20 protein-coding genes and 2 pseudogenes are annotated in these 22,091 nt (G+C 68.6%); 9 read left to right on the forward strand and 13 right to left on the reverse strand.

The annotated features are described in order from the left end of the window. Nucleotides 1–104 precede the first annotated feature (104 nt). From CEB94_RS40515 to CEB94_RS00735, 5 genes and pseudogenes are all read left to right on the forward strand, one after another. Nucleotides 105–574 (forward strand): annotated as a pseudogene (locus tag CEB94_RS40515) (ADP-ribosylglycohydrolase family protein); the annotation flags it as partial. 319 nt (nt 575–893) lie between these two features. Beyond that, entirely contained in the window at nt 894–1,709 is an 816-nt protein-coding gene (locus tag CEB94_RS00720; RefSeq protein WP_175430298.1) for an oxidoreductase, read from the forward strand. A 228-nt stretch (nt 1,710–1,937) separates the two neighbouring features. Then, nucleotides 1,938–2,858, forward strand: a complete 921-nt coding sequence (locus CEB94_RS00725; RefSeq protein ID WP_246111652.1) for an SMP-30/gluconolactonase/LRE family protein — start codon at nt 1,938–1,940, stop codon at nt 2,856–2,858. Between the two features lie 51 nt (nt 2,859–2,909). Beyond that, nucleotides 2,910–3,500, forward strand: coding sequence for a TetR/AcrR family transcriptional regulator (locus CEB94_RS00730; RefSeq protein WP_175436828.1), 591 nt, complete (start codon nt 2,910–2,912; stop codon nt 3,498–3,500). Nucleotides 3,501–3,739: 239 nt separating this feature from the next. Continuing rightward, complete coding sequence (locus CEB94_RS00735) at nt 3,740–4,228, forward strand: alpha/beta hydrolase fold domain-containing protein (RefSeq protein ID WP_218945874.1); 489 nt, start codon at nt 3,740–3,742, stop codon at nt 4,226–4,228. A gap of 384 nt (nt 4,229–4,612) precedes the next feature. Here the strand turns inward: CEB94_RS00735 and CEB94_RS00740 are convergent, their stop codons facing one another. From CEB94_RS00740 to CEB94_RS00750, 3 genes are read right to left on the reverse strand one after another with little or no spacing between them, the layout of a single operon-like run. Further along, on the reverse strand, nt 4,613–5,320 hold the full coding sequence (locus CEB94_RS00740; protein WP_175430301.1) for a PaaI family thioesterase: 708 nt from the start codon (nt 5,318–5,320) through the stop codon (nt 4,613–4,615). Between the two features lie 46 nt (nt 5,321–5,366). After that, nucleotides 5,367–6,377, reverse strand: a complete 1,011-nt coding sequence (locus tag CEB94_RS00745; protein WP_175430302.1) for a zinc-dependent alcohol dehydrogenase — start codon at nt 6,375–6,377, stop codon at nt 5,367–5,369. Beyond that, entirely contained in the window at nt 6,370–6,801 is a 432-nt protein-coding gene (locus CEB94_RS00750; protein WP_175430303.1) for a tautomerase family protein, read from the reverse strand. Before CEB94_RS00750 ends, CEB94_RS00745 begins: the two co-directional genes overlap by 8 nt. Nucleotides 6,802–6,924: 123 nt before the next feature. Between CEB94_RS00750 and CEB94_RS00755 the strand changes: the two genes are divergently transcribed. Continuing rightward, on the forward strand, nt 6,925–7,515 hold the full coding sequence (locus CEB94_RS00755; protein ID WP_175430304.1) for a TetR/AcrR family transcriptional regulator: 591 nt from the start codon (nt 6,925–6,927) through the stop codon (nt 7,513–7,515). 49 nt (nt 7,516–7,564) lie between these two features. Here CEB94_RS00755 and CEB94_RS00760 read toward each other — a convergent pair whose 3' ends face one another. From CEB94_RS00760 to CEB94_RS00770, 3 genes and pseudogenes are all read right to left on the reverse strand, one after another. Next, entirely contained in the window at nt 7,565–8,041 is a 477-nt protein-coding gene (locus CEB94_RS00760; RefSeq protein WP_175430305.1) for a tautomerase enzyme, read from the reverse strand. A 79-nt stretch (nt 8,042–8,120) separates the two neighbouring features. Next, nucleotides 8,121–8,747, reverse strand: coding sequence for an NAD(P)-dependent oxidoreductase (locus tag CEB94_RS00765; RefSeq protein WP_175430306.1), 627 nt, complete (start codon nt 8,745–8,747; stop codon nt 8,121–8,123). Nucleotides 8,748–8,773: 26 nt separating this feature from the next. Then, nucleotides 8,774–9,615, reverse strand: a pseudogene (locus CEB94_RS00770) (aldo/keto reductase). 73 nt (nt 9,616–9,688) lie between these two features. On the opposite strand from CEB94_RS00770, the gene CEB94_RS00775 reads away from it, so the two are divergent. Beyond that, a complete protein-coding gene (locus CEB94_RS00775) occupies nt 9,689–10,354 on the forward strand; it encodes a helix-turn-helix transcriptional regulator (protein ID WP_175430307.1) in 666 nt (221 codons plus the stop codon). Between the two features lie 393 nt (nt 10,355–10,747). Here CEB94_RS00775 and CEB94_RS00780 read toward each other — a convergent pair whose 3' ends face one another. Beyond that, on the reverse strand, nt 10,748–11,296 hold the full coding sequence (locus CEB94_RS00780; RefSeq protein WP_246111653.1) for a phosphotransferase: 549 nt from the start codon (nt 11,294–11,296) through the stop codon (nt 10,748–10,750). Between the two features lie 246 nt (nt 11,297–11,542). Here CEB94_RS00780 and CEB94_RS00785 point away from each other — a divergent pair, with 246 nt between their 5' ends. Beyond that, the gene (locus CEB94_RS00785) at nt 11,543–12,139 is read left to right on the forward strand and encodes a hypothetical protein (RefSeq protein ID WP_175430309.1); all 597 of its coding nucleotides are present in this window, start codon (nt 11,543–11,545) and stop codon (nt 12,137–12,139) included. Here the strand turns inward: CEB94_RS00785 and CEB94_RS40360 are convergent. The 6 genes from CEB94_RS40360 to CEB94_RS00815 form a co-directional block, all read right to left on the reverse strand. Beyond that, nucleotides 12,040–12,612, reverse strand: coding sequence for a BBE domain-containing protein (locus CEB94_RS40360; protein WP_342789282.1), 573 nt, complete (start codon nt 12,610–12,612; stop codon nt 12,040–12,042). The genes CEB94_RS00785 and CEB94_RS40360 overlap by 100 nt on opposite strands. Before the next feature lie 47 nt (nt 12,613–12,659). Further along, on the reverse strand, nt 12,660–14,024 hold the full coding sequence (locus tag CEB94_RS00790) for an FAD-binding oxidoreductase (protein ID WP_218945877.1): 1,365 nt from the start codon (nt 14,022–14,024) through the stop codon (nt 12,660–12,662). 307 nt (nt 14,025–14,331) lie between these two features. After that, nucleotides 14,332–16,452, reverse strand: a complete 2,121-nt coding sequence (locus CEB94_RS40365) for a ferritin-like domain-containing protein (protein WP_218945879.1) — start codon at nt 16,450–16,452, stop codon at nt 14,332–14,334. Further along, nucleotides 16,431–18,407: a GMC family oxidoreductase gene (locus CEB94_RS00805; RefSeq protein WP_175430310.1), complete on the reverse strand. Its 1,977-nt coding sequence runs from the start codon at nt 18,405–18,407 to the stop codon at nt 16,431–16,433. Before CEB94_RS00805 ends, CEB94_RS40365 begins: the two co-directional genes overlap by 22 nt. A gap of 2 nt (nt 18,408–18,409) precedes the next feature. Then, nucleotides 18,410–19,114, reverse strand: a complete 705-nt coding sequence (locus tag CEB94_RS00810) for a hypothetical protein (protein WP_246111654.1) — start codon at nt 19,112–19,114, stop codon at nt 18,410–18,412. Then, nucleotides 19,111–20,757 carry a GMC oxidoreductase gene (locus CEB94_RS00815; RefSeq protein WP_218945881.1) on the reverse strand — a complete coding sequence of 549 codons (1,647 nt, stop codon included), beginning with the start codon at nt 20,755–20,757 and terminating at the stop codon, nt 19,111–19,113. The genes CEB94_RS00810 and CEB94_RS00815 overlap by 4 nt, the downstream gene beginning before the upstream one ends. 878 nt (nt 20,758–21,635) lie before the next feature. On the opposite strand from CEB94_RS00815, the gene CEB94_RS00820 reads away from it, so the two are divergent. Further along, nucleotides 21,636–22,082, forward strand: coding sequence for a DUF6228 family protein (locus tag CEB94_RS00820; RefSeq protein WP_342790401.1), 447 nt, complete (start codon nt 21,636–21,638; stop codon nt 22,080–22,082). The last annotated feature ends 9 nt before the right edge of the window (nt 22,083–22,091 follow it).

Here is a 22,091-nt window from a genome sequence, read left to right on the forward strand (position 1 = left end):
AGCGACGGAGCCGGGGCTGACCCGTGTTCGGGCTCCCAGGGCTCGCCATGACAGGCCCTAGATGCAGAGGACCTGCGCGGAGCCGACGGCAGCTCAAGCGGCCCGAACCGAAGGACATCGGCCTGCAGACCGAAAACGTCCTGACCAACGGCATGCCCTAGCACCTCGCCGCCGCGATCCATTACCAGGTCGACCAACGACGAGCCGGAAGCGGCTCCTTGATGCGGGCATCGACCTCCGCGGTCCACTTCGCGGCCGCCGGCCAAGAAGCCACCATGAACGCGGCCACCGCATCGCTGCCCTCACCCACGGTGACCGCGCAGCTTGGGAAGGCACCGCGATCTTCCACGAACTCATCCGCCTCACGTTCGAGGACACCGACCCCCTCACCGCGCTCCCAGACATTCTGGCTCCCCTCCACTCCGACCACCGAGGCCACTACTCCTCCGTACTCGCGCCCGACTGGCACCCCGATCAGGCGAACGAGTTCAACGGTGCCGTCTGGCCCTGCCTGGCTCCGCTGTCTGGGACCTGCGCGCCACCACCCAGCTTCGAAGATGCGATACGCGCGGCAGGCCGCCCCCCTTGTTTCCTGGCGGTAGGGGTCTCTTGCGATGCACTCAGGACCGGAGTCTGCGGTTCACCGACGCGGTAGCCAAGCAGGCGTATAGGGAGAAAGTCAGCAAGTTGGCCAAAAGAGGCCATGCGCGGAAGGCCAGCCGGCGATTCCGGATCGTCGTCCGCTCCTTTCCCGCATTGCACCCCACTTTTCGGCTTTTCTCAGATCTTTCTCGGATCGCCGGGCGTGACCACTTGCCATCGACCCGACGACCACTCTATGGTCGTACGAACGTAAGACATACGAGCGTACGTCAAAACCAAGGGAGCTCGGGATGGCGGCAACTCGGCCGGTAGTGCTCGTGACAGGTGCCTCATCGGGGGTCGGCAAGGAGACGGCCCGCGCCTTCGCCGCGGCGGGCTTCGAGGTGATCGGAACCGCCCGCAACACCGCGGGGGTCACCGCGCCCGCCGGGGTGACCTACCTCGGCCTCGACGTGACCAGCGACGAATCGGTCGACTCCGCGGTCAAGCAGGTGATCGACCGGTTCGGGCGTATCGACGTCCTGGTCAACAACGCCGGCGTCGGCGCCAACGGCGCCGCCGAGGAGTTCTCCGTCGCCCGGACGCACGAGGTCTTCGACGTCAACGTCTACGGCATCATGCGGATGACCAAGGCGGTTCTGCCGCACATGCGCACTCAACGGCGCGGACGCGTCATCAACGTCTCCTCCCTCAGCGGATTCGTCCCCAGCCCGTTCATGGCCATCTACACCTCGACCAAGCACGCGGTCGAGGGCTACTCCGGGTCGATGGACCACGAGGTCCGCGAGCACGGCGTCCGGATCCTGCTCGTCGAGCCCGGCCCGATCAACACCCCGTTCGGGGACCACAGCGTGCAGGGCGACACTCCGTTGCCGCTCTACGCGCCGGGACGGCGCACCTTCGACGAGGTGCTGGCGAAGAACCTCAGCGGCGGCGACGATCCAGCCACCGTGGCCAAGGTGATCGTCGCGGCGGCCACCGACCGGAACCCGAAACTGCGGCGCACCGCCGGCTCGACGGCCGCCGGCATCAGCGTGTTCCACCGCGTCCTTCCGGCCCGGATCTTCGACCGCATCGTCCGCAGGTTCAACCGGATGCCGAACTGACGCCCACCTATCGCGTGCCCGAACCCGTCCGAAAACGCCGGCGCGTTTTCGGCGAGGTGATCGCGGATGCGGTGGAGAAGGGCGACGCTCCCGCCGTCATCCCTTAGGCGATCGTCACCGCGGCCACCGGCGAGAGGCCGAGTGGCGGTCACCGCGACGGCGGCCGTCCTGGCCTCGGCGCCGTCCGCGTCCACGTCCGCAGGGACGGGACACGCGTATCGCGGCTCCGTGGTCACCGACGTAACGACGGCGGCGACGTTCGACCTCGCGGCCGGCGAGATCCCCGAGAACATCACCGCCAACCCCGACGGCTCGGTGACCCTGTCCATGCTCGGCAGCTGCGCGGTGTGCGAGCGCACCCATGGACCGGAGCTGATGCGTATCTCCGCGTCCGGGGAGCGCACGGTGCTCGTCACCGGGCAGGTGGGTGCGGCGATCAGCGGCAACGCCCGTGGCAGTGACGGCACCGTCTACTACGCGTTGTGGGCCCCGGGCAACGTGGACCGCAACGGCGTGTACAAGCTGCGCGCGGACGGTACCCCGCAGCGCGTCGCCGCGCTGCCCGCCGACTCGGGCCCCAACGGGCTGGCCGTCGACGCGGCCGGACGCACCCTTTACATCGCGGACAGTCTCAGGGGCACCATCTGGTCCGTTCCGGTCTCCGGCGGATCGGCGACGCCGTGGCTGACCGACCCTGCTCTCGCGCCGGTGCCCACCGAAGCCCTGCCGATCGGCGCCAACGGACTCAGGTTCCACAACGGCGCCCTGTGGATCAGCAACTTCAACAAGGGAACACTGCTGCGGAACCCGGTCACCGCCACCGGCACGGCCGGCCCGATCCGCCAGGTCGCGGGCGGCCTGCCCAACATCGACGACCTCAGCTTCCTGACCCCCCGCTCCGATGTCGTGTTCGCCGCGCAGAACGGCTCCTCCTCGAACAACGGCCCGGACCGGGTCGTGGTCATCTATCCCAACGGCACCTACAAGCCCGTCCTGACCAGCGCGGACGGCCTTGCCTCTCCCTCCGCCACCGCGGTGCGCGGCGACCGGCTGTACCTCACCGACGGCGGGGTCCCCGAGCCCCACGACCCGAAAATGCAAACCGCCAGGATCAACTTCCCGGCTCTCCTTGCGGGCGGGGCACACTGACCCGACCAGGACGGCAGCCGGGGCACACGCCCCGACTGCCAGGAGGAACACATCGTGCGGTACGCGAAAGAACACAAGCAGGAGACACGGCAGCGGATCATCGCGACGGCCGGCCGCCGGCTCAAGCAGGACGGCATCGACGGCTCCGGCGTCGCCACGCTCATGAAGGACGCGGGCCTGACCCACGGCACCTTCTACGCCTACTTCGCCTCCAAGGACCACCTCGTCGCCACCGCCGTCGCCGACCAGATGCGCGCCCAGCACGAGAACATCGTCGCGCAGGCGGCACCCGGCCGCGCCGGACTCGAACAGATCATCCGCTGGTACTTCTCCCCCGAACAGCGCGACAGCATCGAGGACGGCTGCCCCAACGCCGCCCTGCTCGACGAGATCGCACGCTCCACGGATCCCACCAAGCAGGCCTACACCGACGGCGCACTGGTCCTCATCGACGGCTTCGCCGCCCGCCTGGCACCCCACGACCCGCCCTCAGCACGCCTGAAGTCACTCAGCCTCCTCGGCATGATGGCCGGCACCCTGCAACTCTCCCGCGCCCTCACCGACCGTCAACTCGCCGACCAACTCCTCGAACAGGGCATGCGCAACGCCCTCGCACTACTGGACGCCGAGCAGCACAACTGAGACGCCATCCGCGTACCGATCAGAAGCTGGTCCGGTCGAACAAGGTCGGCGGCTCCCTCGACAACCGCATCCGCGTCACTCTCGACGCCGGCCACCCGCCGGGTGGCCAGACGATCCCACACCCCTCGATGAGGGGAAAGAACGAGGACCCGATGAGCGCCTTCCATCCCGATCTCAAACGAGGTCGCTTCCTCCCCAATGTGTCCTACGGACGTCTGTCGTCGCGCATCGTGCGGAGAGTGAAGTGGCGCGCGATCGATCCAGGACCGGACGTCACCGTTCACGACCGTACGAACATCGCCTTCGCCCGCGAGCTCGGCATCACCGTCGCCGCGGTCCGTTACCGACTGGGGCCGGACCATCCCGCGCCCGCCGCGGTCGAGGACGCCTACGCCGCGCTGCGCGGACTGGCCGAGCGCGCGGGCGACCTGCACATCGACATCGACCGCATCGCAATCGGCGGTGCCAGCGCAGGCGGCGGAATCGCCGCGGCCCTCGCGCTGCTCGCCCATGACCGGGCCGAGATCCGCCCGGTGTTCCAACTGCTCCTCTACCCCATGCTGGACGACCGCACGACGACGAGACCCGACCTGGACACCCTCAGGGTGCGTGTCTGGACGCCCAAGAGCAACCGCTACGGCTGGTCGTCCTACCTCGGCGACGCCGTCGCGGGCCCGGACGTCTCCCCCTACGCGTCGGCACAACGTCACCCCGTTCAAGCCGGGTGACGAAGTCTTCGGCATGCTGCCCCGGGCCTGACAGAGACCGGTCCAGGCACCCCACCACCACACCGGCACATACCAGCACGCAAGCAAACTGACCACACCTGACCAACCCTCACTCCACCTGACAAAGCGACAGCTCAGCACACGAGCCAGAACCCCCGCTCCTCCATCACCGAACCAGAACCAGCCGGTCTGAAGCCCCCAGTACCACCAACACCAAACTGATCAGCCCAGGCCAACCCACCACCCACTGATCAAAAAAACCGCGTGGAGGCAGGACCGGAGGTGGGCGTGCTGTTGGCCCAGGACGCAATGGGGTTTGCCGTGGGGTGCCGGATCCGTTCCGCCGGCAACTTCTGACGGGGGATACGCCGTATGCCCGGCTGGTTACCGTTCGGCTTGCAGCCCCGGGAACAGGGTGCGAGTGCGGTGGGGGTCGGGAGCAATGAAGACCCCGTCGGCCGTGACGAGGTTCGCGTCAGGGTCTGGCTGGGTGGTGATCGACCCGCTCACGAAGATCTTGCGGTCGTCCGTGCCGGTGACGCGGGCGAGGATCCGCAGGGGTGTTTCCAGTGGGACCGGGCGGTGGTAGCGCATCTGAAGGGAGACGGTCAGGCCGGGCGTTCCCGCTGCTGCGCAGGCGCGGCCCATGAGTTCATCCAGGAGCATGGCGCTCATGCCGCCGTGGCCGTAGCCGGGCGGCCCTTCGTGGGCGATGCCGAGCGTGCAGTGACCCATCAAACCGTCGGCGGTGGGCGTCACCTGTACGGGCGGGGCCAGCGGGCTTCCAGCCCCGGTCACAGGGCTGTAGATACGTGTCCCTGTGGGGAACTCGTCCACCTCGGGGATCTCCGCCCGCGACCGCTGTCGGCCCGTCAGCTGGCTGGTGATGGCGCGGACGCCGTCCGCCACACGGTGGAGGGTGTCCGGGGAGGCGGCGGTGCGGACGGTGGCTTCAACCAGGGCGCGCAGTTCGTGGCCGAGGTGGGTGATGGCTGCCTTCTGGTCTTCCAGTTCCTCTTCCTCGGCTGTCGCTCGCGTGGGGTCGGTGGCAGTGCCAGTGGGTGGCGGGGTCGGGGTGAGGGAAGTGTGCATCGGGTTCCCCGGTGGGGTGGGCTGGTGGGGTGCGGGCCGGGTGCGGTCAGTCATCGGCCCGGACGAAGACCGGCTTCAGGTGCTTCTCCGGCAGCGCGGTCGGCAGGTCCTCCCAGTCGATGACGCGGGAGACGACTTTCTCGGGGGCGACCTTGCCGGAGGCGGCGAGTGCGAGGGCGTCGGGGATGTGGGCACGGACGTTGTCGCGGGCGATGCGCAGGGTGACGCCGTTGAGGTACATGTCGAGCAGTGGCAGTTCACCGGGACGGAAATGATTGCCCGCCGACTCGCACATCCCTTCCGGAGTCAGGGATTTGACGGCCAGGGCGAGCTGGTCGACGCGGCCGGTGGCCTCGACGGCGATGTCGTAGCCCTGGGGGATCGGGTCCAGGGTCTCGGCGGTAGCGGCCCCGAACGCGCGGGCCAGGGTGCGGTGTTCGGGGTCGGGGTCGACGTAGAGCACGTCGGAGGCGCCGAGGGCGCGGGCGATGTCGCACACGTACAGGCCGATGCTGCCGCGGGCGACGACCAGGACGCGTGCTCCGGGGCGGTCCTTGAGGTGCGGGGCGACCAGGCGCCAGGCCAGGGACCAGTTGTCGCTGGCCGAGGCCATGGCGACCGGGTCGAGGCCGGCCGGTAGCGGGACGAGCATGGCGTCGGCGTAGGGCACGCGGACCAGGTCGGAGAAGAGCCCGCCCCAAGCGCCGCCGATCGGTGCGCCGTACATCGCCATGTAGGGGACGGCGGTGCAGTGCGCGGTCAGTCCGGCCCGGCATCGCTCGCAGGTGCCGCAGTTGATGGACCAGGGGACGACGACCAGGTCGCCGGGTGCGACGGTGGTGACGGCGTCGCCGGTCTCGACGACCCGGGCGACGCATTCGTGGCCGAGGGCGAACGGTGGGTCGATGAAGCCGTGGCCGGCCAGGATGGAGGAGTCGACGTCGCAGGAGGTGGCGGCCATCGGGGCGACGATCGCCTGTCCATCGGACTGGAGTCGAGGGTCGGGTGCCTCGCGCCACTCGACGGTGCGCCTGGCGATGTAGGTCAGTTCACGCATCGGTGCGCTGCCCCTTCGCCAGTGCCACCAGGTCGGCGTAGCGGATGACGGAGCCGCCCGCACCCCAGGTGCCGTCGGGCTGCTCGTGCACAAGCACCCACACCCGCAGGGCGTCGTCCCGGCCGAGGCCGGCCGCGGCCAGGACGGTCTTCGTCGCCTCCTCGATCAGGCCCGCCTTGCGGCGCTCGGACAGGGCTCCTTGTGGGACGGTGACCTCCACCAGGAAGCGCGGCGCGTCGTCCTCGGCGGTGGTCTGGCCGCCTTCCGGCAGTTCGGTGAGGTAACTCCACGCCTGGGCGCGGAAGAACGCCGTGTCGGGTGCGCCCTCCCAGCGCAGCAGCACCGCCGCGAGGTCACGCTGGATGCTCTGGCGGCCTTGTGCGGTCAGGGCGGCGGCCGGGGCGGTGAGCCGGATCATCGGCATGGCATACCTCGCTTTGTTTCGTTCGTCTTCTCGTCGTTCGACAACAGGTCTATGACGATCGTTATAAGTGCCGGTCACGCTAGACTATGACGGCTGTTATATCCAGTGGGGTCAGAAGGGATCATGTACGTGACCAAGCCCAGCCCGGCGGCGCGCGAGCGGATCGTGGCCGGTGCGGCCGACATGATCAGCCGACGCGGTCTGAACGCGACGAGCATCCGCGAGATGGCCAAGCACGCCAGGGCGCCGCTCGGCTCGACGTACCACTACTTCCCCGAAGGCAAACAGCAGTTGGCCACCGAGGCCGTCCGCTACACGGGCGAGTGGGTCGCGCGCCGTCTGCGCAAGGAGCTGGAGGCGGGGCCGGTCTCCGGGCTGCGGGCGTTCCTCGGCCTGTGGCGCAAGATCGTCGTCGACAGTGACTTCCGGGCGGGCTGCCCGGTTCTCGCCGTCTCCATCGAGGAGCCGCCCGCTGACGAGACGCCGGCCGCCCTGGTAGCCGCAGCCGACGTCTTCGACGCCTGGGAAAGCCTGCTGGCCGACTCGCTGCGCGAGCACGGCGCCGAGCGTGAGCAGGCGGCCCAGCTCGCCACCCTCGTCGTCGCGGCCGTCGAGGGGACCGTGGCCATGTGCCGCGCCAAGCGCAGCACTCAGCCCCTGGATCGCACCGCGGAGCAGTTGCAGGCCCTCGTCCTCGCCGCGATCAAGGGCTGACCGGGCAGGGGCAGGGCTCCGTGCATGCCTGGAACCGTCGCTGTCGACTTCAGGCGCCCAGCGCGGCACGGACGGCTTTGGCCCTCTCCTCCGTGAACACACCGCTCTCAAGGATGGGGAGGACGGACAGCACGCCCCCGGACGAGCCCCAGCTGCCCTCGTCGATCACGCGGAAGTTGACCCACCACGTCGGTGACGGCTTCTCCAGTCCGCAGGACTCCGCCAGCGCGGCCAGGACGCGCTCGATGACCTGGCCTCGTACGTCTGGCTGCCAGGCGGCGTCCATGACCGCGATGTCGATCACCATCACGTCGAGTTCCTCACCGGCGTCCGAAAGCAGCCGTCCGTCGATGGCCATCATGTCCAGCTCGCGCTCCAGGAAGTGCACCTGGAACCCGACGCGGGCGGCCGGGACGGGCTGCCCCACCTCGAATACCAGCACCGCGTCCGTCAGCGTCTCGGCCAGCTCACGGCGCTGCTCAAGGCCGAGGCGTCCCTTGGGGGCATTCACGGTAATGATCGTCACAACATCCTCCTATGACAGGTGTTATAGAGCCCGAGGCTACACCCGTATATAACGACTGTCATACTCAGAGTGTGGACACTCAGTCCGAGATCACGGCGGCGCGGTTGATCCACTCGCTGCCGTGTGCTGCCTGGTGCATGAAGGCGGCGACGTCCGCGCGGCTGATCGTCGGGTTGCCCTTCATCGGCAGCCGGTCGTCCGCCCTGTAGGTGCCCATGGCGGGGCCGTGGGTCAGCCTGGTGGGGTAGACCACGGTCCAGTCCAGCCCGCTGGAGCGGATGCTCTCGTCCGCGATCTCCTTGTCGGCGTAGATCGACCGCAGCAGCGTGCTGTAGATCAGCTTCTGTGTGGTGCTCGACCAGTGGAAGGTGTCGCCGACACCGAACGACGACAGCCACACCAGGCGGGAGACACCCGCTTCCCCGGCTGCGCCGATCACGGCCGCCGAGGCGCGCGTGAAGAGGCCGTCGGCGCGCACCGAATTTCCCCTGCCGAGCGCGGAGACGATCGCGTCGTGTCCGGCCGCGGCGGCTGCGAGGTCGCGGTGTGAGGTGGCGTCTCCGGTGACCGGCGTGACCCGCTCGGCCAGGTCACCCAGGGCCGCCTGGTTGCGGACGAAGGCCGTGACCGAGTCACCGGATCGCACCGCCAGGTCGATGACATGACGACCGGTGGGACCGGTCGCGCCGAGGATCAGCAGCTTCATGGCAGGGGCTTCTTTCGTGTGCGATGTCAGGACAGGTCGGCGAGGTCGTCGTCGGTGAGGGTGATCGCGGCGGCGGCCATGTTGTCCTCCAAGTGCGGGCGGGATCCCGTGCCCGGGCTGGCCAGGGCCACCGGGGAGGAGGCCAGCAGCCGGGCGAGGCCGATCTGGGGGACGGTGGCACGGTGCCGGGCCGCCACCTTCGCAAGACGCTCGTCGTCGAGTTCCCGACCGCCGCCCACAGGGAAGAAGGACACGAAAGCGATGCCGGACTCCTGGCAGGCGGCCAGGAAGTCCGCGTCGTCAGGCTGGGCGGCGTGGTTCTGTACGGCGGCGACAGGTGCGATGCACGGGCCTCCGCGAGATGGCCGGTGTCGACGTTGCTGAGGCCGAGGTGCCGGATCAGGCCCTCCTCGCGCAGCGCGGCGAGCGCCTCGAAGCGTTCGGCGAGCGACTCGCCGTGCGGGGGTGTCATCGCCCCGATGCGCAGGTAGACGAGATCGAGCCGGTCCACGCCGAGGCCGGTGCGGTTGGCTTCGACAAGGCCGCGCATGTCGGCCGGGGTCCCGTGGTGGAGGCCATCGGGGCGGATGACGGGCCCGACCTTGGTCGCGATGACCAGGTTGGACGGGTAGGGGTACAGCGCCTCGCGAATCAGGCTGTTCGCACGCACCGCACCGTCGTGGCTGACGTAGAGGTCGGCGGTGTCGATGTGGTCGGCCCCGAGTTCGACGGCTCGGCGCAGTACGGCACGGCCGGCCTCGGGGTCGCGGGCGGGGCCGCCCATACCGTCCTTGGGCGGCAGACGCATGGCGCCGAAGCCGAGCCTGTTGACGTCCAGGTCGCCGCCGAGGCGGAATCTGTTGCTCATGGGCTTGAGCCTGTACGGCCCGGCACCAGCCGACGAGAGCGTGGCATGTTGCTGCCACCCGCACAATGAACGCATGCCACAGGTCATGATGCTTCGCGGTGATGTTGAGCTCTGGACGCGGCTCAAGCCCTTGACGGAGTCCGACGACACGGAATGGGTCAACGTCGCCCGCGACCTCGACACCTGGCCCGGCGCGCGCGAGGCCGCCCGCCTGACCATGCGCCGCAACGGGGCAGTTCCGGCCCGCAAGCTGTACAGCCCCGCCGTACTCGCCGACGAGCGCGACCGGGAAGCCCTGCGCGAGATGGCAGCACACGGCATGCAGATCCGGATCACCGCCGCCCCCTTGTCCCGGGGAACTTTCTTCATCGACCGGCGAACCATGATCCTCACCAGCCCCATCACACCCGCACCGGCCGCCCACGGACACCGCACCTACACCATGAGCGCCACACCGGCCCTGGTCGACGGGGCCTACGCGCTGTTCCAAGCCGCTTGGGAGAGCGCCACCGACCTCGCGGCCTTCCTCAGCGCGGAATGGCCCCGGATCGACGCCCAAGCCGCAAGGGTTCTGCGCGCCCTGACCTCCGGCGCCACCGACGAGACAGCCGCACGGGAACTCGGCATGTCGCTGCGCACCTACCGCCGCCGGGTCGCCGAACTGCTCGTCACCCTCAACGCGGGCTCCCGTTTCCAGGCCGGAGTACGCGCGGGCGAGTTGGGCCTGATCCGCGGGTGATCGCCACCATCAACCGACATCAGCCACAGCCGTGGGCAGCCGCAGCCGACCACCATTGCAGAACTATCGGTCCCTGCTGGGCCTCGACTACGCGGAGGGGGACGAGCCGCCTCCCGCAGGTCAGCCGGACGAGCGCGGCAGGGACTGGCTCGTACTGCGCACCCCCGACGGCGCACCGCAGCTCGCGTTCCAGCACGTGACGCGCCTGCGCGAGCCGGACTGGCATGACGGCCCGGTGTCCCAGCGGACGCGAGCGGAAACACCCTTCCCCAACCCGAACCGAACCGGGACGCCAGGCAATCCACGGTGCTCGATGATCACGACCACTGGCAGCACTTCCAGTGCCAGTGGCATGTCACAGTGCCGGCCCGCTTCGCCGGGCCGGATACCGGGCTACTCCTGCCAGTCCGCTGTGGTGGCGGCGCGCTCCTGCCACAGCCGCACGCCTGGGCCGTTCGGCTCCCACCGGTCGCAGAACTGCCGCATTTCCTCGCACCGGGTCAGCATGGCGGCCCTGCGGGCCGGCCAGGACGGTACCTCCCCGCCGTAGGCCCGGAAAAAGTGACCGAGTGCAACGCGGTGCGCGGGGTGGTGCGTGCGCACGATCCACTCACACCAGGCCAGATCCTCGACCGGATGCCCGAGGTGGGCGAACTCCCAGTCGACCACGGCGGTGACCTTGCATGTGCCGGGATCGAGCAGCACGTTGTTGGGGCCGAAGTCACCGTGCACCAGCACCTTGTTTGTGCTCTGCGCGTCTTCCGGCAGCACGCTCGGGCGAGTTCTGTGGATACGGCGCAGCAACTCACCACAGCCCGCCAAGACAGCTTCTGCTTGGCCAGCGTCCAGAAGTTCCTGGCCGGGGGCACCGGCCACGAAGCTGTGAGTAGCCGCCTCCGCGACAGCCAGCCGACCCGATGGCGACCGGACGGCAGCAGCCACCTGGTCACCTCCCGACAGCAGACCGCCCCGCATACACGCCCTACCACCAGGCAGCCAGCGCTCCACGCTGCTGACGCTCACCTGCTGCGATCAGCACACCCACTCACATCATCCGCCGGTCGCACCGCTTCGTCGGCCGTCAGACGGAGCCGAGTCAGCCCTCAGAGCGACGCTCGGAGCCCCTGTGACTGGGATCTTCATTACTGAATGGGCCGAACAGCAGTTCATCGAAGCCGAGGACCGCCAATGAAGCAGCCCCTGCACGCCAAAGAACCCACTACCGTCCACCCCGGACGATTACGCGTCGCATGGCGGACAGCCCACGAGCCCGTTGCCGGAGTGTCACGACGGATTCGACTCGTGGCCTACGCCGTACCCTTGGCCGTCCTTCCTTCCAGTATCTGGCGGCTCCCGGCCGCGTTCGGCGACGGTCGCGGACTCGGCGAACGGACGTACCTCGTCTTCCTGTCGGTTCTGTCGGAAGTCTTCGCGTTCGCTGCGATCGGTCTGATCGCCCGCTGGGGTGAGGTGTTCCCGCGCTGGATCCCGTTCCTTCGCGGCCGCCGGGTTCCGAGAAGGGCAGCCGTCCTCCCGGCCACCATCGGGGCCGCGAGCCTCACCCTCCTGTTCACCCTCTTGTTCATCGCCTCCGAGATCAGGGGTACCACGATCCGAGGCGGCGACCTGCCAGCCGACTACCCCAGTCAAGCCGGCGGCTGGGAAGCTGCCTGGTTCTATTTCTGCTACGCGCCGCTGACCCTGTGGGGGCCGCTGCTGGGCGTGTTGACCGTCGCGTACTGGAAACGCCGTTCCGCGGCCGAGAGGACACCTGCGGCAGCGTGAGATCGCCGTCGCCGCGCAGGAACCCGCCCGGCGTGATGTCGTGGTGTTGCGATCCTCGGTCGCCCGAACCCGCCCCCGCCAGGAAGCCGGCGCTCTTGTCGCAGCGCACCGCGCTGATCCTCACCACTCGTTTGACAGTCCCCACGAAAGCGGGAAGGGGAGCAGCAAGTCCCCTCCCACCCAGGGCCGGCGGTACAGCGAGCTGCCGCCTGCCCCCCGAGAGGCTGGACGGCTTCTATTTTCTTCTTGGGCGGTTGGATGGACTGGCCGTGGCGGAAGACGTTGTGGGGATCCCACTGCTGCTTGGTCTTCTGCAGGCGGGTGTAGTTGTTCTTGTAGTAGAGCTGGTGCCAGGGCTGGCGGGAGGTGTTGAACTCCTGGTCGCCGAGGTCGATGTCGGGGTAGTTGACGTAGGCGCCGTCGGTGTTCGAGGTCAGGGACGTGGGCAGCGCCGGATCGGGCACCGCGGGCACGCCGCCGGTGGACCGGTAGACGTCCCCGTAGAAGTCGCGGATCCACTTCAGGTGGGGGCAGCGATGCTCGGGGCCCGCTCGGCGTCCCGGTAGTCGAAGACGCCGTTCTTGTCCGCGTCGGTGTCCCAGGTCCAGTACGCCTGGTACTGAAGCTTGAGGACGGAGGAGCGCTGCGGCACGGCCGTGGCCTCTGTGTCCACGTCGTTGACGGCTCCGCCGTAGGAGTCGACCTGGAGCAGGGCGTCGGAGTGGCGGTAGCTCTTGTCGGTGAGGTGGCGGTGGATGGCGTCGATCTGCTCCTCGGTGAACCCTTGGGTGTGGTAGGCCGATTTGTACTTGCCGCAGCGGTTGGGGCCGGAGTCGTTCAGGCTCTGCGTGGCGGTCAGCCACGGGAGGCGTGTCGGAGTGAACAGCTGTCCCTGCGGGCCGTGTTCGCCCATCTGCTGGTCCAGAGCGGTCTCGGCGATGTACAGCTCGCTGCCGGAGGAGAACCCTTCGGTGATGTAGTCCAGGAACGCCTGCAGGCGTTTGTGTGCGTCCTTGCCGGTGCCGTCCATCTGGACGACCAGGCCGACCTTCCCCGCCCTCACGTGGGTCAGTTTGAGCAGGGTGAACATGTCGCGGTAGTCGTGTTTGCGGATGAAGGCCGGGCCTGTGCCCGCGTGTTCGTGGGCGAAGAACTCCCCGTAGCGGCGCACGAGGGATTTGAAGAGATCTGGATGCTTGCAGAAGCCTTTCCACTTCCAGGCGACCGACTTCAGCAGCACCTGGGCGGGCGGTTCAGGCAGGTCGCGGAACCAGTACCGGGTGATCACGCCGAAGTTGCCTCCGCCACCGCCGGTGTGCGCCCACCACAGATCGCGCAGCGCGGGATCCGTGGAGTCCTTGCGGGCCACCGTGACCTTCGGGGTCTTGCCGTCGGCGACGGTGACGACCTCGACGGCGTACAGGTAGTCCACCGTCAGGCCGAACTTCCTGGACAGCAGACCGTACCCGCCTCCCGAGATGTGGCCGCCGCTGCCCACCGAGTAGCACGAGCCCCCGGGCAGGGCACGGCCGCTCAGCCGGTAGAGCTGGCTGGTGCTGTTCCAGTTCGTCGCCCCCGCCTCGACGCAGTACGCGTCCATCTTCTCGTCGAAGTGCACCCGGTTCATCTGGCTGACGTCGATGATGACCCCGACGTCCTTGGCGGACACGAAGTTCTCGTAGCAGTGACCGCCGGAGCGCACCGTGATCCGACGGGTCGCGTTGGCCGGGTTGCTCAGGAACTTGCCGAGTGCCGCGGTCACGTCGTCTGCGGACGTGGCCACCACGACGTAGTCGGGTTGGGCGATCCAGCGTTGGTTGAAACCCCGGCGCAGCGCGTCGTAGCGCGCGTCGTCCGGCCGGATCTCGATCGGTTGTGCCGGCATGCCAACTCTCCGGAGGGCTAGTGGTCGGGCTGTGCGGTAATGCGGAAGCGACGAATCCACGGGGATGATGGGCGGCGCGGAGCACAGTTCTGTGCCGGCCTGACTTCGGCCCACGGGTGGCTGAGCGCAGCGGTACGTCGGCCAGACGCGTCGGACAGCTCGGTGGACGGTCGCGCTGTGCAGGGGCGCCGAGGGCCGAGGTGCTGTGGGCGGAGCGGACTCCGCAGCAGACTGCGAGGCGCGGTTGGACAGGTCAGCAGCGGGATCGAGGACCTGATGGAAGACGTTTGCCGACGGCTGCTGGGGGTCAGGGTGTGGTCACCCAGTAGGGGCGGTTCTGGGCGGCGACGGGGGCTGACTGGTAGACCCAGGCGCCTGCGGGGCGCTGGTCATTGATGAGGTGGAGGTACTCCTTGGCCTGGCGGGGTGGGTCGGCCAGACCGAGGGTGAGGATGACCCTGGGATCGGTGCACGAGTGCTCGTGCAGGTCGAACCACTGGTAGGGGGAGAAGACGTTGAGGGGGGCGGCCAGTGGCCGGTAGCCCCGGTCGCCGGTTCCGGTGGGGCGGCTGCCGTACTCGGTGAACGGGGCGATGCTGACGGGGCGGCCGGTCAGACCCTGGAGGTTGACGCTCAGGCGCAGGAAGACCTCGTCGTCGTTGGCGAGGTCGCCGTCGTATTCACCGCAGGTGATCTTCCACATGTCGGCGTATGCGGGGTTGGCGGTGGTCTGGTTGGGGACGGGCATCTTGTAGGCGAAGCTGGCCTTGCGCTTGGGCTCGTTGAAGAGTTTCCTGCCGGCGTCGATGGCGTGCTTGTTGTCGCAGGCGACGTGCACGCGGCAGAAGCCGATCAGTCCGGTGCGGTCGGTGCCCTGGGCGTACTGCGAGTAGGTCAGTGTGGGGACGCGGGACGCCTCGGCGGTGGGGTAGGCGACGACGTTGAATTCGATCTCCTGGGTGATGGAGCTGCTCTCTTCGAACTGGGCGAAGTAAAGCTGGTAGTTCATGGACAGGCACATCGCGCCGGCGAACAGGGCAGGGGAAAGGTGGCGGCCGGCGTGGTCCTGCGCGAGGAGGGCGGCGACGCGCTCCTTCTGGTCGGGGCTGTCGAGGAGGTAGTCGACGCCCAGGTTGGTGAAGGTGCCGTAGTAGAACGGCAGCGTGAAGCCCTGCGGCAGCTCGGGCAGGTCGGTGCCCGTGCGGGTCTTGTCTTCGGTGGTGCAGGTCATACGGGATGCTCCTGAGCTGTGCGGCTGGGACGGGATGTACTGCGGCGGGCGTTCCGTGTCGGCCTCGCAAGTCAGCTGCGGGTGGTCCTGCGCCGCGACGAAGTGCTCGTCGGTGAGTTCGAAGGTGGGTGAGGCGCTGAGACCGGCGCGGGCCTTGGCCGGGACCGGATGAGGGTTGCGGTACAGGCGCTGGGCCAGGTCGCGCAGTTCGAGCATCAGGGGCACGGCGCGCCGCATGAGCTGGGGCGCGCCCCGGAATGCGCGCTCCAGCAGGATCAGCAGGACGGCGTAGGTGTGGTTGAACTGCTGTGTCTGCCGACGGGCTTCGGAGCCGAGGGGGTAGTCGGCCACCTTCGCGTCCGGGCAGATGCGGTGGGTGTCGTTCCAGGTGACGTCCACATCCGGGCCGCTGGGCGGGGAGCCGGGTACGTCGTGGCGGCCGTAGCGGCGGCCGGTGAGGATCTCGTTGAAGCGGTAGTAGTGGGCGGGCTGACGTTCCTCTCCGAAGATCTTGTCGTCGCTGTCCCAGATGGTCTTGTCGGCGCCCTCGCCCTGGTCGCTGATGACCTGGATGGCGAGTTTCGCGTGGGATAGGTCGGTGATGGCGAACACTTCGCCGCCGGAGTTGTAGAAGTCCTCGGGACCCACTTGGTGTTCGGGTCGGCCGGTGAAGATGGTGGCGGGCTTGTGAGGGTCACGCCGGTGCGCCTCGCGCTGCTGTTCTTCCAGGCGGGTGATGCCGCGCAGGATGGCGTCGTAGAACTGGCCGATGGAGGTCCAGCCGGTCTGGTGCGGGGGCGGGGTGACGGTGGAGCGGGGGCGTTCGATGAGCAGGAAGGTGCGCAGTGCCTCCGGGGAGAAGTGCTGTAAGGGGATGGGCGGCAGGCTCGGGTCGCTGAAGGGCAGGCGGGCCGGGTAGCCGGCGACGAACTCCGGGCAGGCGATGTTCGGTGTGCCGCCGACGGCGGTGAGCAGGTTGGCCGCCAGGGTGAGGTGCAGCATCTCCTCCAGCAGGATGCTGCGGATGATGGTATGGGCGAACTGGTTGGTGCCGGGCCGGATGGTGTACATGCCGGTCATGTAGACGGGGATCGTCAGGTGCTCGACCTCCACCGCGGCCTGCAGGTAGCGCCTGAGTTCGTCGATGGTCGAGGGGATGTGGTGCCCGTCGTCCGTCAGGGCTTGTGCGGTGAGCATCGCGTCACCTCCTTGGGGTGGTGTTTCTGCGTGGCCGGGGAGGTGACCGCCTGGTGCAGGGCGGCGAGTTGGCGGTCGATGCGCTCGGCGCTGCGCAGGGCGAGGGCTGCCATGGTGATCGTGGGGTTGCTGGTGCCGATCGAGGGCATGCTGCCGCAGCCGACGGCGTAGAGGTTGGGGTGGTCGTGAGTGCGCTGGTCGCGGTCGACGACCGAGGTGGCCGGGTGGGTTCCCATGATGTGCGTGCCCGCTCCATGGCCGGCGCCGTGGTAGGTCAGGTCCTCTACCTGGTGGCCGGGGTCGGAGCTGTGGCGGAAGTGGCCGAGGGGGGTCTTCCCGTCGTGCGGGCCGAGTCGGGTGTGGTCCTCGACATCGAGCAGGTCGAAGACGGAACGGGCGACCTGGCGGGCGGCGTACAGGCCGTCCCTGACGTGGTCGTCCAGGTCGTAGTGGATGACGGGGCGGGGGTTGCCGAGGTCGTCGCGGTAACGGCTGGGGTTGATGGTGACGCGGTTGGCGGGGTTGGCGTGCTGTTCGACGGCGATCTGCAGCTGCACCTGCCGGCTCAGGGTGTCGCCGAGGGTGTGGCGTAGCCAGGGTCCGAACAGTCCGCCCGTCTTGATCTCACCGTTGCTGTCGCCGCCGAGGCCCAGCATCTGTGCGGCGCTGCTGAAGGGGGCGCCGGTGGCCCAGCTCCAGCCCCAGTTGCCGATCTCGATGCGGAACGGTGCGCGCCGGGCCCGGCCGGGTCCGAAGCGGAAGCACTCCAGGCCGGAGGTGTGGCCGGGGCCGCGGTAGGGCCACACCGGCCGGCCACGGGGCGTCAGTCCCCAGGACAGAAGGGTGGGGTGGTCCATCAGGTGGCATCCGACGTAACCGCTGCTGTTGGCCATGTCGGAGGCGAGCATCAGGACGGCGTTCTCGATGGCGTGGGCGGCCAGGACGACGATGTCCGCCTCCGCGGTGTAGACCTCGCTGACCGGTGCGGCCGGATCACCGTACTCGCGGAACTCCACGCCCCGCGCCAGCCCTCCGCGGCCGGGCAGTACACGGGTGACCACGCAGCGGGTGGCCAGGTGCACGCTGTCGGTGAAGTCCTGTTGCAGGCGCAGCGGGGAGGACTTGGCCTGTACGGGGCAGATGGGCACGCAGCTGGCGTTGCCCACGCAGCGTTCGCCGTAGTTGGGCAGGCCCGCCGCGCCCCGGGGCCGGTAGCCGCGGCCCTGGTCGTAGCGGGGGTTGGGGGTGCTGTTGCGGGCCTGCGGCAGCCCGTACACGCGCAACCGGTAGTCGTGGCCGGCCACGCGGTCGGCAACCTCCCGCCCGTCGAGGCCCTGGCGGAAGACCTCGTCCTGCCAGGACGGCGGGATCGGCTGCATCGGGTACTCGTAGTCGGGGCCCGCGACGACTCCCAGCCGGTGCTGTTCGCAGCCGTCCCCGGCCGCGCCGAGCAGCCGTTCGGCTTCGGCGAAGTACTGCTGCAGGTCGGCCGCGGTCAGCGGCCAGTCCCGCCCGTAGTGGAAGGCGGCCCGGGTGCTGAAGTCCTCGGGGTGCATGCGCGGGATCGCGCCGAGCCAGTGCATCCCGGCTCCGCCCAGCGCGCGCAGGTAGTCGGTGCCGTACGGCATCGGCCCGGTCTGCACGAAGTAGCCGCAGGAGGAGAATCCGCCCTTGTCGTCGGCGCGCAGGTCCAGAACGTCGGGGAACGGGGCGGCACGGTTGGGGCGGTAGGCGGAGTTGGGCACCTTGAGGGGGGCGGTGTAGAAGGTGCGCAGTGAGTCCTGGAAGCCCGCCCAGGTGTCGGTGCCGCCGTTGCCGGCCTCCAGCACCAGCACCTTCCAGCCTTGCAGGCCGAGGTGGCGGGCGACGAGGCTGCCGGCCCAGCCGCTGCCGACGACGATGGCGTCGTAGCGTCGGCCGTGTACCCGCGCTCCGGTCGTGGTGGTAAGGGGCATAGTCACTCACCTGCCTGGAGGGGCTCGGGGGGCTGGACGTCGGCTGCCGAGACCTCCGACGGCGCGACGGCGCGGGAAACGCGCGGCCCGGACAACAGGTACAGGGGCACCCCGTCGTCTACCTGGCCGGCGCCGTAGGCGGCCGGGTCGTACACAGGTGCGGGTGTGATCGGGTCGCTGCCCCGCGATGCTTTCAGCTGTCCGACGATGCGCTCCGGGCTCGGCAGGGGATCCTGCTCGCAGGCCCACGTGGCGAAACCGGGTGGTTTGGCGCCGGCCGGATGGCCGTCGAAGGTCCGCCAGACCAGGCCCTCGGGGTAGCTCTCCGCCGAAGCGGCCACCTCCTTGTTGGCCTCGGAGCGCCGCAGCTCCGCGTGCGCCGCGGGCGCCAGGGCCGGCCAGAAGCCCGTGTACCAGAGGTAGACCACGGCTCGGGCGATCTCCCGGTGCACCACCGACAGCGCGCTGGGTCCCTCACCCCGGGCGAGAACGTCCTGCCAGCAGTCGAGGAAGCCCGCGAACTGCTCGCGGCCGACCTGGGTGCGGGCGGTCTCCAGGTAGAGCGCACCCATACCGGTGCCGTACAGGTCGTAGGCGCCAAACCCGGTCAGCGGCACGGACAGCTCCACGAACCGCCGCACCTCCCCGTCCCCGGCGGGGACGCCGCCGCCTTCCGTGGCTGCAGTCCGGCGCGGCTGCGGGATCATGCGAAGCCTCCCTTGCGCCGCCGGGCGAGCAGATGGTCGGCCAGCCGCTGCCCGAGGGCGACCGCGGCCAGGGTCGGATTCCACGACCCGGAGGTCGGGAAGGTGGCCGCGCCGGCGACGTAGACGTTGTCGACGTGGTGCAGGCGGCAGTTGATGTCCGTCACCGACTCGGCCGGGTCGGTGCCCATCCACAAGGTCCCCGACTCGTGCACCAGGGCCTCCTTCATACGTCCCTCCGGGATACGGCTGCTCCAGGCGCCCGGTCGGCCGTCACTCCCCTGGTGCCAGTACTCGACCGCGCAAGGGTCCACGCCCCGGGCGAGGACGCTGCGGACCACTTCCTGGGCGGCTTCGTCCATGGCCGTCCGCAGCGCCATGTCGGTCGCGCTGGGCCTGATGTCCAGCACGGTCTCGCCGTGCTGGACATAGACGCGGCTGCCGCCCATGTCCTTGGGGGTGCTGCGCCACTCGCCCAGGCAGTGCACCAGGAAACCGATGTGGTCGGGGTCGCTGAGCTGCTGGAGGAACTCCTGGTCGAAGGAGTCGGGGATCAGCCGGTACAGGTCGGGCAACGAATCCTTCGGGTGCGGATTGGAGGCTCCCATGAGGTGGATGTGGAAGTCCCGGCGCGGACCGTCGCTGGGATACACCTCGCCGCGCAGATACAAACAGCCGATCTGGAGTCCCTCTTCTTCCAGGCCCGGCCAGGCCCGCCGGGGGACACGCGCGGAGAACCAGGAGGCGACGTGTCCACCGAGGTTGGTGCCGGTGAACTCGGGCAGCACGCCGGCGAAGGAGTCCATGAGCAGCCCGGTGGACTCGATGATGCCGTTCGCCAGCACCAGCGCCGTCTCCTCACCCAGCGAGAGCCGCCCCTGCGTGGTCGACACCTCCGTGGCCCGCCGCACACCCTCGCGACAGTGGCAGCCGGTGTGCCGGTGACCGGTGTGCCGGACCTCCAGCACCTCACAACCGGTGACCACGTCAACGCAGCCCGGGTGGGTCTCAACGGCTTCCACGAACACCGGTACGGGACTGAACTTGCGGTAACCCAGCCGCGATGTAGTCGCCTTCGACGCGAGCGCCACCTCGAACCCCGGCGCCTGGATACGCGGCGGAAAGAGCTCCCTGTCCAGCCCCATGCGCAGCCGCTCCTGCAACCTCGGCTGAAATGTGCGGAATTCCTGACCCATCTCGTGCGGGAGCACCGCGCCGAGGAACTCCTTCGCCGGCTCCCAGTACCTGTCCAGGTCATCGGTGACCGCCTCGGGCCAGTCGGGCATCTGCTCCCGGCTCGGCTGCGGGATCCAGGTGCTCCAAAACAGTGCCCGGCCGCCCAGATACGGGATCTGCGGAGCCAGGTCGTAGCCCTTGGGATTCTTCAAACGCCACGGCGAACAGATGGCCTTCTGCATGAGTCGCTGGAAGCGCGGGTCCATGTTCTGGACATGCTCGGGCAGAAGAAAGCCGCCCTTTTCCAGTACGAGAACGCGCATGCCGCCGCCCGTCCTGCCCACCAGGCGTTCCAAGACGGCAGCACCGACAGCGCCGCCCCCCACGATGACGACGTCGTACTGTTGGTGCCGGACCTCGTTGAGTTCCTTGAAGTAGTGCTTCGCCACCGGGTCGCGGCCTGCAGGCACGAGTGGCGGCACCTTCGGGCACGCAGCGCTCGGCTCAGTGGACGCGTTTGACGGGGCGGCACAGCAAGAGACTTCATGGACCGGTTGTCCCGCATTCGGCATCTGACTGCCTCCTCGAAGACCGAACGGTCACGGCGAGCCGGCGAAGAACAGCAACCGGCTCCTCCGCGCTCAAGCACCCGCTCGTGGGGTCAGCACCCCAGCCGTGCCAGGACGACCAGACGACGACCTACTGGCGCATCCCGGCGGCTCACCGAAAACGTCCGACCAAGACACAGGCCACAGGCGCTTTCGCTACATGGGGCACACCGCACATCCTGTGCGCGCAGCGGACAGCCGAGAAGGGCGCGTTGCTTGGATGGGAAGGCATTCCGGGGCATTCCACGCGTCACGCGCCGCGTTTAGGAATCCGCCACACCCAGTGCGGGACGTGTACGCCTGGCTTGACTGAGCCGTCGCCGCCTCCATTGTGGAGGGCCGAATCTGCCGACGTCAGTGGCAGCATCGTTTTCTCACTACGCAGGCAGACCCTGCAATACCCAATCCCCGCCTCCTCACAATGTCATGATGTGACAATCGGAATAGCCAATCAGCGTCGACCTATAGGGGTCTGAAATTCTGCCAGTCGCCTCCTGATGGGCGGCATCGCTGTGCACTCGGACTGAAAAGCAGGGCCTGTGCCGACAGGTGTCCCACGGCGAAGCTGCGCGATGCCCTCTGGAGAGCCTGTTGCGGAGCGTCGTGGACGACATCTCTAATAGCTCCCAACGGAATGACCGCGTCGAAGCTGCGCTCGGCTTCCTCCGAAGACCGGTGTCAGGCAGGAGGGACATAACTCCTGGTCACAGGTAGTCTCGTGCCCGTAGCCTGCACACGTGATGGAGGAAGACGAGACCAACCCGGTTGTCCGCGTCGGAGGTGACCGGTTTCAAACGATCAGCCTGCGCTTCCACCAGCTGACACGTTCCTTCCCGGAAGAGCGTGATGACCTGATGCGCGACTTCCTCGTGACAGCTCAAGGTGAGTCGGCGCGGATCGAGGTCAGGGTGAGGACCTGGGACGGTGGCGGCCTCGACGTCTTCCTTGCCGAACTGGCAGAGGAGTTCCGAGGATGGAACGGCACCAGGACCTGGCGCTCTCTTGAGGATGACTTGACGCTGGCTGCCGAGCACGCAGGATCACACGTCCGGTTGACGTGGGGGCTACACGACCGTCTCCCTGACGACGAGTGGCGTTTCGAGATGACGACCAGCCATGCTCCTGGAGAAGACATGCGCAGTCTTGCCATCGAAATGCGTACCTTCTTGGAGTCGGACCCGCTGTAGTAAGCGGAG

The organism is Streptomyces hawaiiensis, from assembly GCF_004803895.1.
Taxonomy (GTDB): Bacteria; Actinomycetota; Actinomycetes; order Streptomycetales; family Streptomycetaceae; genus Streptomyces; species Streptomyces hawaiiensis.